The sequence below is a fragment of the Amycolatopsis heterodermiae genome, assembly GCF_034929455.1.
GTDB classification, from domain to species: Bacteria; Actinomycetota; Actinomycetes; order Mycobacteriales; family Pseudonocardiaceae; genus Amycolatopsis; species Amycolatopsis heterodermiae.
Genome location: NZ_JAYFSI010000004.1, coordinates 530,269 through 544,402 on the forward strand (window position 1 = coordinate 530,269; position 14,134 = coordinate 544,402).

At 71.9% G+C, this 14,134-nt stretch carries 11 protein-coding genes; 4 read left to right on the forward strand and 7 right to left on the reverse strand.

The features are described from left to right. Positions 1-3: 3 nt before the first annotated feature. The 6 genes from VA596_RS21610 to VA596_RS21635 form a co-directional block, all read right to left on the reverse strand. The gene (locus tag VA596_RS21610; RefSeq protein ID WP_323329606.1) at positions 4-1,638 is read right to left on the reverse strand and encodes a serine/threonine-protein kinase; all 1,635 of its coding nucleotides are present in this window, start codon (positions 1,636-1,638) and stop codon (positions 4-6) included. A gap of 215 nt (positions 1,639-1,853) precedes the next feature. Next, positions 1,854-2,723 (reverse strand): hypothetical protein, encoded by an 870-nt coding sequence (locus VA596_RS21615; protein ID WP_323329607.1) that lies wholly within the window; start codon positions 2,721-2,723, stop codon positions 1,854-1,856. Between the two features lie 260 nt (positions 2,724-2,983). After that, on the reverse strand, positions 2,984-4,204 hold the full coding sequence (locus VA596_RS21620) for a hypothetical protein (RefSeq protein WP_323329608.1): 1,221 nt from the start codon (positions 4,202-4,204) through the stop codon (positions 2,984-2,986). A 335-nt stretch (positions 4,205-4,539) separates the two neighbouring features. Then, the gene (locus VA596_RS21625) at positions 4,540-4,854 is read right to left on the reverse strand and encodes a hypothetical protein (protein ID WP_323329609.1); all 315 of its coding nucleotides are present in this window, start codon (positions 4,852-4,854) and stop codon (positions 4,540-4,542) included. A gap of 64 nt (positions 4,855-4,918) precedes the next feature. Beyond that, the gene (locus tag VA596_RS21630; RefSeq protein WP_323329610.1) at positions 4,919-5,215 is read right to left on the reverse strand and encodes a chorismate mutase; all 297 of its coding nucleotides are present in this window, start codon (positions 5,213-5,215) and stop codon (positions 4,919-4,921) included. A gap of 162 nt (positions 5,216-5,377) precedes the next feature. Beyond that, positions 5,378-5,803: a DUF1707 SHOCT-like domain-containing protein gene (locus tag VA596_RS21635; RefSeq protein ID WP_323329611.1), complete on the reverse strand. Its 426-nt coding sequence runs from the start codon at positions 5,801-5,803 to the stop codon at positions 5,378-5,380. A 107-nt stretch (positions 5,804-5,910) separates the two neighbouring features. On the opposite strand from VA596_RS21635, the gene pcrA reads away from it, so the two are divergent. Beyond that, positions 5,911-8,328 (forward strand): DNA helicase PcrA, encoded by a 2,418-nt coding sequence (pcrA, locus tag VA596_RS21640; protein WP_323329612.1) that lies wholly within the window; start codon positions 5,911-5,913, stop codon positions 8,326-8,328. Between the two features lie 687 nt (positions 8,329-9,015). Here pcrA and VA596_RS21645 read toward each other — a convergent pair. Next, complete coding sequence (locus VA596_RS21645) at positions 9,016-9,696, reverse strand: M23 family metallopeptidase (protein ID WP_323329613.1); 681 nt, start codon at positions 9,694-9,696, stop codon at positions 9,016-9,018. 996 nt (positions 9,697-10,692) lie between these two features. On the opposite strand from VA596_RS21645, the gene VA596_RS21650 reads away from it, so the two are divergent. The 3 genes from VA596_RS21650 (at position 10,693) to sucC (ending at position 14,133) form a co-directional block, all read left to right on the forward strand. After that, complete coding sequence (locus VA596_RS21650) at positions 10,693-12,504, forward strand: hypothetical protein (protein ID WP_323329614.1); 1,812 nt, start codon at positions 10,693-10,695, stop codon at positions 12,502-12,504. Next, the gene (locus VA596_RS21655) at positions 12,501-12,845 is read left to right on the forward strand and encodes a hypothetical protein (RefSeq protein WP_323329615.1); all 345 of its coding nucleotides are present in this window, start codon (positions 12,501-12,503) and stop codon (positions 12,843-12,845) included. The genes VA596_RS21650 and VA596_RS21655 overlap by 4 nt, the downstream gene beginning before the upstream one ends. A gap of 118 nt (positions 12,846-12,963) precedes the next feature. Next, on the forward strand, positions 12,964-14,133 hold the full coding sequence (sucC, locus tag VA596_RS21660; protein ID WP_323329616.1) for an ADP-forming succinate--CoA ligase subunit beta: 1,170 nt from the start codon (positions 12,964-12,966) through the stop codon (positions 14,131-14,133). Position 14,134 lies beyond the last annotated feature (1 nt).

Here is a 14,134-nt window from a genome sequence, read left to right on the forward strand (position 1 = left end):
CGATCAGCCAGCCGGAGGAGTGATGCTGGTCGACGGCGTGGTTGGCGTGGTGGGTGTATCGGACGGCTCCGTCGGCGTCGTCGTCTTCGGAGTCGTCTTGGGAGTCGTGGTCTGCTGCGGCTCAGTCTGCCGTGACGTCGTCCGCTTCGCCGACGTGGTCGGCTCGTCCGTGCTCGACGGCAGGTCGACCGTGCTGGTCGGCAGCTCGTCCGTCGTCGACGGCAGCGACTGCGACGTCGCGGCCGGCGTCGGCCGGTTGCTCGAGATCGGCGTCGCCGGGTTCTCGGGGTTGTTCGGGCTCAGCAGCCAGACACCCAGCGCGACCAGGCCGATGACCACGATGCCGCCGATGATCGCCGGGCGCTTCCAGGCCCCGGGCTTCTCGTCGTCGTCCGGCGGCGGGCTCGCCTGCGGCCGCTGCCGCGGCGGGGGCGGCGGGGCCGGCTCGTCTTCGTAGTCGTCGTAGTCGTCCGCGTACGGGTCCTGCTGGCCGTGCGGGGGCACCGGCACCGCGCGGGTCGCGGCGAGCCCGGGAGGCACGCCTCCGGCCTCGTACGGGTGATCGTCCTCCGGGTAGCGCGTGTACCCGCGGTCGTAGTCGTCCTCGGGGTAGCCCGTGCCCTCGGCGTAGTCGTCCTCGTCGTAGTACGGGACGGCCTGCGTCGGCGCCGCGTCGCCCAGCAGCGTGCCCGAGTGGCCCGCGGGGATCTCGTCGAACATCTGGGTCGCGCCGGGGTCGGCCAGCGCGGCCGCGCCCAGCACGCCGGCCGCGGGGGCCAGCATGGTCTCCTCCGCCGGCCCGCCGAGCGGCAGTTCACCCCGCGCGACGGCGGCGAGCAGCTCCTCGCACTCCTCGGCGGTCGGGCGGTGCTCGGTGTCCGGGTGCAGCAGCACGGCCAGGACGCTCGCCAGCGGCCCGGACTGGCGCGGCGGGTTGATCTGCCCGGCGGCGACCGCGTGCAGCAGGCTCAGCGTGTTCTCGGACAGGCCGAACGGCGGCTGGCCCTCGCACGCGGCGTACAGCGTGGATCCGAGGGAGAACACGTCGGATTCCGGACCGGGATCACCGCCGATGGCGACTTCGGGGGCCAGGTAGGCGGGGGTGCCGGCGATCATCCCGGTCTTGGTGACCGTGACGTCGTCCTTGGCGCGGGAGATGCCGAAGTCGGTGATCTTCACCGTGCCGTTGCCGCCGAGCAGGATGTTGCCCGGCTTGATGTCGCGGTGGACGATGCCGACGGCGTGGGCCTCGCGCAGCGCCGCGGCGACCTGGGCGCCGATGCGCGCCACCTCGACCGGCGGCAGCGTGCGGCGTTCCTGCAGGACGGCCGCCAGGCTGGTGGAGTTGAGGTACTCCATGATCAGGCACGGCTGGCCGTTGTCGTCGGTGACGACGTCGAAGACGGAGATGGCGTTCGGGTGGTGCAGCCGCGCCGCGATCCGGCCCTCGCGCATCGTGCGCTGCCGGGCGTCCTCGGCGTCGTGCTCGTCCAGGTGCGGCTGGAGGAGGAGCTGCTTGATGGCCACGGTGCGGCCCAGGATCTCGTCGTGCGCCTGCCAGACGGCCCCCATCGCGCCCGTGCCGATCCGGCCGACGATGCGATACCGACCGGCGACCAGACGACCCTCGTCGCTCACGCGACCTCCCTTTGGGCTCCGTCTTCACCAGGGCGTGAGGATTGGTTCCTGGTGACGCGGCCACGAGCACGCCGCTTCGCTGGAGCGTATGCACATGTCGTGGGCTGTGTGCCGGCATTTCCGAGACCGACGCGTGACAAGGCTAGGCGCTCACTCTGCGCACACGAATCCGGTACAGGCACTTGAACCACGGGTGAAGGAGTGATCGCCCTGGGCTACATGTACTGGGCGGAGACGAGCTCGGCCTCGGTGATCAATCCGCCGGTGTCCGCGACCCGGAACAGCTGGGTCACGCGCACCAGCGCGCCGTCCGGCCGGTGGAGCGTGGCGACGGCCAGGATCGAGCCGTCCGGCTTGATCTGGGTGTCGGCTTCCTGGACGTCGATCGCGTCCATCGCGCTCCACGTGCGGACCAGCTCACCGGCGGCGCCGTCGGCCAGCGTCGGGCTGAGCAGGGCCAGCGCGCCGTCCGAGTTCTTGGCGATCGCGGCGTAGAAGTCCTTGACGGCCTGGATCTTCCGGGTCGCGCTGCGCGGGTCCGCGGCGGCGTCCGGCACCGCGTCCGACGTCTTGGGCGCCGCCTGCGGCTGCGGGCTGCCACCGGAGGTCGACTCCTGGGCCGACGGGGCACCGCCGGAGTGCGTGGTGCCCTGGGTGGCCGGGCCGGGCTGCTCCGGCGTCCCGCCGCCGGCCTGGCGCTGCGGGACGGCGAGGCCGCCGAGCTCCGCGGCGCCGTTGAACCCGGCGGGCGTGGACTGGCCGCTGTCGGCGGACACGGCGCGGTGCGCGCTGGTCAGCATGGGCGCGGCGATCACGGCACCGGCAACGAGCGCGCCGGCGGCGAGGAGCCCGGCCAGCTTGGCGCGCCGGACGAACCGGCTCTCCGGCTCACCCTGGTCGTCGGCCTGCTCGGCTTCGCGGTCCGGTTCCGGGCGCGGCGGCAGGAACTTCTGCGGATCGCGGAAGACCTGCTCGAGATAGTCCCGGTCGGCGTCACCGACGCCGTCGAGAATCTCGGCAGGGATCACGTCCTCGACGCGGACGGCGTTGGGTACCTCACGCCGTGTGCGCTGCCGATCAAGCACGAAAGTCCTCGCTCTGGGGTTCCGGGGACGGCCACTCGGCTGTTCGGCCGGGTGCCCGTTGGTCCGGATGGCCGACTCGTGGCCGGTTCCGGACCCGCTGTCGTTAGGTAACCCTGCGCGGAAGGCAATCGCCAGGCTCTGTCGCCGGAATGCCTCCGCGACACGACGAGCGGCAGCTTATGTCACCCACCCGGACCAGGGCTAACCGCTCGGCGCACCGCACGTGCATCGGAACGGGCGAACCGCACGTGCAGGTCCGGTCACTGACCGTCGCTGGTGATCTTGTCGCCGTCCCCGAACGTCAGCGTGCGCTGTTCGATCGTCTTGGTCCCGTCATCGTGCGTGATCTCGACGGTGTTCACCGTGACGCCGCGCTGCTGGTCGATGCTGACCTTCTTGACCTCGAAGTAGGCGATGCCGGCGTACCGCTCGGCGAGCGCCCGCGGCCCCTGGTCGTGCAGCTGGCCGGTGGTCACCGACGAGGCCGTGCCGGGGTCGGTCGTGACCGTGTTGAAGAACTTCTCCGAGTTGTCGCCCAGGGTCTGGACGTCGGGCGGAAAGGAGTACCACCACGGCGCTTTCACGGGGGTCTCGCGCTCGGCCGAGGTGACCGGCGGCTTCTGCGGCGCCCGGCTGATCGTGGCCGGGTCGTCGGTGGTCGACGGCCCCGACGTGCTGCCCGGCGGCGGCGGGGACGCGCCGTCGACCGGCCCGGCGCCGCCGCCGTCGGTCGTTTCGTTCGTCGCGCTCGCGTCGTCCGGCTGCCGCGTGCTGTCCGGGCCCGCCGCGGACCCGCCGGGCCGGGAGGTCGGCTGGTGCTGCTCGCCGTTCGCGGGGTCGTCCACCGTCGGCGCGCCCTGGTAACCGGGCCACGCGCCCTGCACGGCCTGGTCCATCGGCGGGTTGCCGACCAGGTAGGACCCGGCGAACAGCAGCCCGACGACCACGGCGCCGGACGCGCCGGTCGCGAACCACGCCGCCTTCCGCCAGGTCTTCGGCGGGGTCACCGACGCGGGCACCGAGCCGATCGGGAAGCCGCCGAGCCCGTCGATGGCGTCGATCGGCGGGGCGGCGTAGATGCGGACGTCGTCCTCGTCGGGCTCGACGCAGCGCGGTTTCGGGCTGGCGAGCGAGACTCGCGTGCGCCGGGCGGCCTGGTCGGCGCGCGACTCGGTGTCGGGCATCGAGACCGGGCCCGGCTCGCCGAAGTCGGGGCCGTCGTCCAGCGGCAGGTGGCCCTGGGTGGCGGGGAAGAGCGCGGGCCGCCGGTCACGCGGCTGGGGCAGCAGCGGCCGGCTGGGCTGGGGGAGCGGGAGCGACCCGGACACCGGCACGTCGATCGGTGCCGTGTCGTCCGCGCAGTGGCGCACGGGACGGTACGGCGGCGCCGAAGGCGTCCAGCCGTCGGTGACGCCCTGCCGGTGCCGTCCGGGGTGCGCGGGGGCGGTGCCGCGGCCGTGGAACTCCGTGCCGTTGCTCATGCGGACTCGACCACCCGGCGGACGGAGCCTGACGCCATCCGGCGCCCGGTCAACCCGAACGGAGCACCCTCACGCGCGGAATCCTGTTCGGAATCCTGCGCAGATGCACGCGCATGCGAGAATGGACGCGCGGGGCCAGTGCCCCCGCGCGCCTTCCGGGCGTCGCCCGACCCAGGCGCAAGGGTCCTCACGGCCCCAACATTAGGAGCATCCGGCGTAGAAAGTCGCCCCCAAACCTGCAAGTTGCAGAGGTTTCACTCGGTCGGGCGCGACCGAAAGGGGGAAGCTGGCACCGCGCGTTTTCACGCAGCGCAATCGCCACAGCTCAGGGGCGTTCAGCTGCCGGTGCGGTAGCGATCCCGGGTCGACTGCAGCGCCTTCGTGGCCACCACGCCACTACCCCCAGCGACGAGGATCGCGATGATGTCGAGCGGCGTTCCCCCGAGCGTGAGCAACCAGGCGAACAGTGATGCCGCAGTGGTACCGCCGGCAATCGCCCATCGGCTGCGGACGTACTGCGCAACCGGGGCACCTCCGGCGCGCTTACCCGCCGCATTGTTCAACAGCGCCAGATAACCCACATGGCCCAGCGCGGCCAGCACGCTCGCGAGCGCGACGATGACGGCGATGAGGTTCACGAGCCAGTCCATGACCACAGTCTGCCCGTACCGGGGCCGCCGGTGCCTCGGGGAAGACCCCGAATTCGGCCAACCGTTACCGGCCGAGCCGCCCGCGGCCCAGGTTCAGCAGCGCCATGGCCAGCTGACGGCCGTCGGGACCCAGCTCGCGGTAGCGCGCGAGGACGTCCATCTCGCGGTTGTAGACGATCCGCGTGCCGCCGGCGGCCATCCGCGCGGCGCCGATCGTCTTGGAGACCTCGACCCGGCGTTTCACCAGCCGCAGGATCTCCTTGTCGAGCCAGTCGATCTCCTGCCGCAGTGACGCGATGTCGTCACCGGCGGGGGTGTGCTCGGCGGGCTGGCCGTCGGCGTTCGTCGCTCGTGCGTTCATCGGGACCTCTTCCTTGAAGCCCGGATCCGGCCCCAGGGACGGCGACAGCCCCGGGTCCGTGGACTCCGGGGCTGGCGTGATGGCGGGTTCGGGCACTACGCGATCACGGGAGCCGGAGTCCGGGTCCCGTAGAAAAATCGCTCTGCGTAGTGCCGCATGACTTCAGTATGGCACAGCCGTCCGGGCGCGTTCCCGGGCCGAGCGGACCCGCGCATGAACGAAGAGGCTCACCACGAGCCAGAACATCGGGAAGGCCGGCCAGAAGAATCCGGCGCCCAGCACGGCCCACCGGACGATCGCCACGACCGCGACGGCGACCACCACGGCGAGGTGCAGCCGCAGCGCGGGGTGACGGCGCAGCGCCGCCCGGGACAGCGGGAAACCGGGCCACGGCGGCACCGGCCGCGGCAGGTCCGCGGTGAGCGCGGTCAGCTCGTCGGTGAACTTCGCGGCGTAGACGTGGGTGAGGCGTTCTTCGACCTCGTCGAGGGTGAGCCGGCCTTCGGTGCCGGCGGACTGGACAGCGGTGGCGACGCGCTCGCGATCGGCGTCGGCGGCCCGGAGGCGGGCGGGGTGGATGTCTTCCATGCAGCCGATGCTCCGCGCGGCGGGCCGCCCGCGCGTCGGGCGCCAGGCGACATCTCCCGCTACGCCTGACGCGGTAGCCCACCCGCCCGGGGTAGCGTGGACGGACGATGGACACCCTCTTCGATCTCCCCGCCGAGACCCCCGCGCGCAAGCCCGCTTCCGGCGGGCAGGCCGATCTGCTCGAGGACCTCAACCCCGCCCAGCGCGAAGCCGTCACCCACGCCGGTGGCCCGCTGCTGGTGGTCGCGGGTGCGGGATCGGGCAAGACCCGGGTGCTGACCCGCCGGATCGCCTACCTGCTCGGGCAACGCCGGGTGCACCCCGGCGAAATCATGGCGATCACGTTCACCAACAAGGCCGCCGCCGAGATGCGCGACCGCGTCGCCGCGCTCGTCGGGCGCCGCGCGAACGCCATGTGGGTCTCGACGTTCCACTCGATGTGCGTGCGGATCCTGCGCCGTGAAGCCAAGACGCTGGACATGTCGTCGAGCTTCTCCATCTACGACTCGGACGACACCAAGCGGCTCATCACGCTCGTCGCGCGGGACCTCGACATCGACCCGAAGCGCTACGCCGCCCGCACCCTCGCCATCCACATCTCGAACCTGAAGAACGAGCTCGTCGACGCCGACGAGGCGGCGGCCAACGCGGGCAATGACCTCGAGCGCCGCGTCGCCGAGGTCTACGCGGAGTACCAGCGGCGGCTGAACCAGGCCAACGCCTTCGACTTCGACGACCTCATCATGCGCACGGTCTCGCTGCTGCAGGCGTTCCCGGCCGTCGCCGAGTACTACCGGCGGCGCTTCCGGCACGTGCTGGTCGACGAGTACCAGGACACGAACCACGCGCAGTACACCCTGGTCCGCGAACTGGCCGGGACCGCGCCGAACGAGTCGGGCGTCGAGCCGGCCGAGCTGGTCGTCGTCGGTGACGCGGACCAGTCGATCTACGCCTTCCGCGGCGCGACGATCCGGAACATCGAAGAGTTCGAACGGGATTTCCCGAACGCGCACACCATCCTGCTGGAGCAGAACTACCGCTCCACGCAGACGATCCTGTCCGCGGCCAACGCCGTCATCGAGCGGAACCCGAACCGGCGGGCGAAGCGGCTGTGGACCGATTCGGGCGACGGCGAGAAGATCGTCGGCTACGTCTCGGACAACGACCACGACGAGGCCGCCTTCGTCGCGAACGAGATCGACGCGCTGGCGGAGAAGGGCGAGGCCGACTACTCCGACGTCGCCGTCTTCTACCGCACCAACAACCAGTCGCGTGTCTTCGAAGAGATCTTCATCCGGCTCGGCCTGCCGTACAAGGTCGTCGGCGGCGTGCGGTTCTACGAGCGGCGCGAAGTCCGCGACATGGTCGCCTACCTGCGCGTGCTGGCGAACCCGGAGGACACGGTCAGCCTGCGGCGCGTGCTGAACGTGCCCAAGCGCGGCATCGGCGACCGCGCCGAAGCCGTCGTGGCGACGCACGCCGAGCGCGAGCGGATCTCGTTCGCCCAGGCGCTGCGCGACGCCGCCGAGGACCGGGTGCCGCTGCTGAACCCGCGCTCGGTCAAGGCGATCGGCGGGTTCGTCGCGATGCTGGACGAGCTCGGCGACCTGATCACCTCCGGGGCCGAGGTGCACGACGTCCTCGAAGCCGTGATGGACAAGACCGGCTACCGCGTCGAGCTCGAGGAGTCGGACGACCCGCAGGACGCGACGCGCGTGGAGAACCTGACCGAGCTCGTCACGGTGGCCCGCGAGTTCACCGAGATCACCGCCGAGATCGTCGCGGACGAGAACGCCGAGCTGGTCGTGGACGAGGGCGTCCCGGCGCCGGGTTCGCTGCCCGCGTTCCTGGAGCGCGTGTCGCTGGTCGCGGACGCCGACTCGGTGCCTTCTCCCGACGGTGGTGAGGAAGGCGACGGCGGGGCGGGCGTGGTCACGCTGATGACCGTGCACACCGCGAAGGGCCTGGAGTACCCGGTCGTGTTCTGCACCGGCTGGGAGGACGGCGTCTTCCCGCACATGCGGGCCCTGGGCGACCCGACCGAGCTGGCCGAGGAACGGCGGCTCGCGTACGTCGCGATCACGCGGGCCCGCAAGCGGCTGTACGTCTCGCGCGCGATCACGCGGTCGGCGTGGGGCCAGCCGTCGATGAACCCGGCTTCGCGGTTCCTGGACGAGCTGCCGCCGGACCTCGTCGACTGGCGGCGCCTGGAGCCGTCCAGCCGCGGCTTCGGCTCGTTCGGCAGCGGTTCGCGCGGTACGCCGCGGGCGGCGACCACCTGGGGTGGCCGGTCTTCGTCGGCGCCCTCTTCTTCCCCTGGCGTGAGCTCGTTCGGCAAGGGCTGGAAGGACACGGTGGCGCTGAAGCTGGACGTCGGCGACCGCGTCAGCCACGACAAGTACGGCCTGGGCACGGTCGTCTCGTGCGACGGCGTCGGCCCGCGCGCGACGGCGACCATCGACTTCGGCGCGGCCGGCAAGGTCCGGCTGATGCTGATCGGCAGCGTCCCGATGGTGAAGCTCTAACACTCTTACGGGTGATCCCGGCGGCGATCTCGGCGATCGCCGCCGGAATCGTCGTACCCCACCGGTAGAACTGACCCCGTGATCGAACACGAGTTCGACGAGGGGAGAGCCTGGTGTGGACGCGGTGCTGTTTGGCCTGCTGGCCGAAGGGGTACAAAATTACTTGCGAGGAGTCCTGGGGACGACGGTTCCGGATCGGGGTCGGGAGCCTTCGGGGGCTTCAGGAACTGCTTCGCGTGCGGGAGCGGAGGCGTGCCGGCTGGCCGCCGCCTGGCGAGCGCTGCTCAGGCAGCACGAACTGGGCGCGGACGGGCACTGCGTCACCTGCGGCCGGGGACGCCGCTGGACGACCAGGGCCCGGAGGGCCGCGCGTGTCCGCTCCGCGAAGACCACGGTGGCGTGGGGCTGGTGGCCGGTGCGAAGACCGGCGGAGCTCTGCACGGTCTGGGAGGTCGCGGTGGCGTACTTCATCCGCCGGTCTCCCGGGAGGCCATCGGTAGGCGTTTCCGGGCGCTGAGGAGCTTGTGGGCGGGCAGGGGAGCGCCGTGGGTGGTCCGGACCACCCCGCGTGTCCAGGGGCGGTCTCAGCTCGCCTCGGTGGCTCTCACCACCTCGGCCGCGCGGCTGCTGGGCAGCTCTCGCGCGGCCGTGAAAGGTGGGGCGATCGGGTCGGGTGACCCGGGCGGCTCAGATGACGATGCCGCGCGCGGCCAGCCAGGGCCGGGGGTCGATCTTCTTCGTGCCGTTCTGCCAGACCTCGAAGTGCAGGTGCGGGCCGGTGCTTTGGCCGCGGTTGCCGATCTCGGCGATCTGCTCGCCGCACTTGACCTTCTGGCCCTCCTTGACGGAGAAGCTGTTCATGTGGCCGTAGACCTGGATCGTGCCGTCCTGGAGCTGAACCCGGACCCACAGGCCGAAACCGCTGGCCGGGCCGGCCTCGATCACGGTGCCGTCGGAGGTGGCGTAGATCGGGGTGCCGATCGCGTTGGCGATGTCGATGCCGAGGTGGCTCGTGCCCCACCGGGCACCGAAGCCCGAGGTGAACGTGCCGTGCGCGGGCAGGCAGGTCTTGGGGCGAGAGGCTTCTTCGGCGGCCTTCTTGGCGGCGTCGGCTTCACGCTGCTCGCGGGCCTGCGTGATCGAGGCGCTGTCGGCGAGCTTCGCGGCTTCGGCGGAAGCGTCGACGGTGTGGCCGGTGGGCAGGAGCTCGGGGGCGCCCCCGGAGCCCGCACCTCCCGCGGTGAGCGACGCGCTGGCGTCCTGGCTGTTGGCCAGGGGCGTCACGGCGGTGTCCGAGTCGGTGACCGTCTTGAGGGTCGAGCCCGCGGCGGCGGCCGCGAACGCACCAGCCGCCACAGCGGCGACCACGACCCGGCCGCGAAGGGCCGAGGAGGGCGGGGCGATGCGGTGCGCACCCCGGACACGAACGACCGCACCTTGCAGTGCGTCCTTCAATGCCGGGGAAGGAGCTTGGCCGCCGGGGGAGCGGTGTGAAGCCAAGACAGGGCCTTCCATCGTCGGGGAGCCGGGCCTAGGACCGCGGGCGGGGGAACCCGGTGAGCCAACCTCGGGGGTGGTTTGCTCGGTGTCCTACTTCGTGACCTGACTGTAATGGGGACCGGGGGACAGTAACGAAGGGGCACCGCTGTAAGCAAGATGTGCCCCGTCCGTCGGCCGATCGGGTGGTCGCGATTTTGCGCCCACCTGTGGCAATTACGCAAAGTTAGAGGGGGTTTACGGCGTTAGGTGTGACGTGCCTTACACCGTTTCCGTCTGGCCGGAGGCCCCCGAGACGCCCGCGGCACCGGCGCCCCCGGAATAAGGATTTGCGGGACGGCGTTGAACACTGCTCGACGACTCGAGCCCCGGCGACGCTCCCCGAGCGGCCCGGACTTGCTAGGTTCGCGGGCAATGCCCCCACGCTCAGAGCCCCCAGCCGGGAGCGCCCCCGCCTCCCCGGGCACCCCCCGAACCCCGGCCCCCGGCAACCAGCCGCGCCCCCACGCGAGCCGGAACCCCGAGGCGACGGACAGCCCAACCCCGCCGGCCGACTCCGCACCAGAGCCGCCGACGGTGGGTTTCCCGGCCGCCCAGCCAACGCCGGACGCCACAGAGACGCCTGCCCTCGGTCTCAAGGCAGCAGGCGGCTCCCCGCAGCCCACCGACGGCGGCCAGGCCACCTCAACGGCAGCGGACTCGGCGAAAACCCCTGCACTGGGCCTTGCTGCCGCCCGTGGATCCGCTGAGCCGGCTCGCGCCCAGGAGGTCACCTCTGCGTCGAGTTCCGGTGAAAATGCTGTGCCCACTGAAGAAGCCTCGCCCGCGCGATCTCAGGCGGAGTCAGCGAGGCGTAGCGGCGAAGCCGTGAAGCCGACGCCGAAATCCGCGGCCAAGCGAACCCCCGCCACCAAACGACCGGCCGAAGAACCCCCCATCACCCCCTGGGCGGACGATGACTACGTCAACCCGCAGCTGACCACAGCTCTCGTACTCCTCGCCCTCGGCGCCGTCGCCCTGACCGCAGCGGCCTTCGTCCCCGTGTCGCCGGCCGCGTCCCCGGGCTTCACCAGCTGGCCCTGGCTGGCCGTGCTCGCGCTCGGGCCCGTCTTCGCCGCCGTAACCATGCGTGGCAAGCCCGGCCTGGCCGCCGGTGTCGTGCTCGGGCTGGCCGCGCTGGCTCCCGGGCGGCTGGTGCTCGACCTGCAGTTCGCCGTCAACGGGCCCCTCACCATCCGGCCCGAGCTGTACCTGCCCGACCGGTTCCTGGGCGGCTCGAGCGTCGGCGCCGGGTTTTGGTTGCTCGTTGCCGGGGACGTGCTCACCGCGGGTGCCGGGGTGGTGGCCTGGCGGGCCGTCCGGGCCCGTGACGAAGAGCCCGAACGGCGACGGTGGCGGCTGCTCGTGCCCTTGCTCGCCGTGGCCGCTTCCGTGGGGTTGCTGACGGCTCCCGTCCACTCGGACAACGGTTTCCTGCTCGCCCGCGCTGCTTTCGAAGGGCCGTGGCCCGCTCTCGGTGGCTACCTGCTGCTCGCCGCGGCTCTGCCGTTCGCCGCCGTGCTGGCGCTCGCCGCTCCTTCCGAACGCGTCGCTCGCGGAGCGCTCGGCGGGCTCGCCGCCGCCGGCTGCGGGGTCGCCTTGCCGTCCGTGGTGGCCGGGCTTTCCCGGGACGATCTGCATGTCGCCTGGGGACCCGTTCTCGTGCTGCTCGCGATGGTGGCCGTCGCCGGGCTCGCGGGTACGCGGCTGACCGAAACCTCGAAGGAGGACGCCGAGAACCTCGCCGGTGCGGCGAAACTCCCCGGCCTGTTCTGGTGGCGGCTGACGACCGGCGTGCTCGGGCTGGCGACGGCACTGGCCGCGGTGATCGGCACCCTCGCGCCGCAAGTCGCCGTCACCGCGCTCAACCCGGCCGCCGCCGCGCCCGTCAGCGCGGCCGCCGAAAGCCCGGCCCGCTGGTTCCTGCTCGCCGCCGCGATCGTGGTCGCGGTGCTGAGCCTCGGCGTGCTCGTCGCACCGACAGCTCCGGTCGCGCGGTCGCTGCTCGCGCTCGCCTGGGCCGGGATCGTGCTGGCCGGCACGGCCGTGCTCAACACCGCGCTGACCGCCACCCAGGCCGGCAACCTCGCCGGGTTCGGCGGGGCCGACCCGAGCGGCGCCGCACCCGTGTTCACCTACGACCTCGGTGCCGGCGCCGCGTGGGCGTTCGCCGCGCTCGTGCTGGCCGTCCTGGCCGCGCTCGCCGCCGTCGGGACCGGCGTCGTCGAGCGGGAGGACGCCGGGGACGGCGCCCAGCCCAACGGCGGCGTGCTCACCCCCGTCGTGGCCGGGGCCGTGCTGGCCGTCGCCGCGTTCGGGCTGCCCGTCTTCACCGTGCCCGGCTACGTCGCTCCCGGCCTCTGGTCGAACTTCGACACGCCCTCGTGGGGCCTGCTGACGGCGGCCGCGGTGGTCGTCGGTGCGGCCGTTCTCGCCTTGCGGTCGCGGCCCCGACCGGCCGCGGCCCTGCTGGCCGGCGCCGCCCTGCTCGCCGTGCTGCACGCCGCCGAGCTGCCGCTCGTCGGCGGCTCGTTCGGGGGCGCGAGCCCGGCGACCGGGTTCTGGGTCGCGCTCGCCGCGGCCGTCGCGTTGCTGGTCGCGGCGGCCATGTCGGCCGCGGGTGCCCGGCGGAAGGCGTGAGCCGGGCGAGGCCGCGGGTGCTCGTCGTCGAGCTCGGCGGGCCCGACCCGCGGGCCGTCGCGCTGGGCCGAGTGCTGCGCGACGAAGGCATGGAGGTCGTCCACGCCGGCCCGGTGGACACCGACGAGCAGGTCGCCCGCATCGCCGAGCAGGAGGACCCGGACGCCGTCGGCGTGCTCGGCGGTGAGCTGCGGACGAGCCTGAAAGATGTTCGCGTCTTCCGCCTCGGGGAAACGGCAGATCCGGCGAACGGCGTCTTCGAAACCCCCGGCGAAGTGGCGGAATGGTTGGCCGGTGGGCGGTCTCACACTCCGGGAACACCGTCTGACCGCGTACGGTGACCGACTTCACCAGGTGCGGAGTCCCCGCCGTTCGCGCAGGTCGCTAACCTCGACTGGTCCGACAGCGCGGTCCGGTCGCGGACCACCTGCAGTGGCGTGTCGTCAGGAGACTGGAGTAGTGGACCTCTACGAGTACCAGGCGAGGGATCTCTTCGCCGCCCACGGAGTACCGGTTCTGCCGGGCTCGGTGGCTAGCACCCCCGAAGAAGCCAAGGCCGCCGCGGAGCAGATCGGTAACCAGGTCGTCGTCAAGGCGCAGGTGAAGGTCGGCGGCCGTGGGAAGGCGGGCGGCGTCAAGCTGGCCCAGACGCCCGACGAGGCGAAGGAGAAGGCGGAAGCCATTCTCGGCCTCGACATCAAGGGCCACATCACGCGTCGCGTGCTGGTGGCCGAAGCCTCGGACATCGCGTCCGAGTACTACTTCTCCTTCCTGCTGGACCGGGCGAACCGCACGTTCCTGGCGATGGCGTCCTCCGAGGGCGGCATGGAGATCGAGCAGCTCGCGGTCGAGCGCCCCGAAGCGCTCGCGAAGATCCCCGTCGACTCGATCGCCGGCGTGGACAAGGCGAAGGCGCTCGAGATCCTGAAGGCCGGCAACTTCCCGGCCGACATCATCGACGAGGCCGCCGACGTCGTCGTGAAGCTCTGGGAGACCTTCGTCTCCGAGGACGCCACGCTGGTCGAGGTCAACCCGCTGGTCCGTGACCCGCAGGACAAGATCATCGCCCTCGACGGCAAGGTCACCCTCGACGAGAACGCGGACTTCCGCCAGCCGGGCCACGAGGCCCTGGTGGACAAGGAAGCGGAGAACCCGCTCGAGGCGAAGGCCAAGGCCAAGAACCTCAACTACGTCAAGCTCGACGGCCAGGTCGGCATCATCGGCAACGGCGCGGGCCTCGTCATGTCCACTTTGGACGTCGTGGCGTACGCGGGCGAGAAGCACGGCGGCGTGAAGCCGGCGAACTTCCTCGACATCGGCGGCGGCGCGTCGGCCGAGGTCATGGCGGCCGGGCTGGACGTCATCCTCAACGACACCGACGTGAAGAGCGTCTTCGTCAACGTCTTCGGCGGCATCACCGCCTGCGACGCGGTGGCGAACGGCATCGTCGAGGCCCTGAAGATCCTGGGCGACGAGGCCGCCAAGCCGCTGGTCGTCCGCCTGGACGGCAACAACGTCGTCGAGGGTCGCCAGATCCTGGCCGACGCGAACCACCCGCTGGTCACCGTGGTGGACACAATGGACAACGCGGCCGACAAGGCTGCCGAGCTCGCCGCGGCAGGTGCGTGAA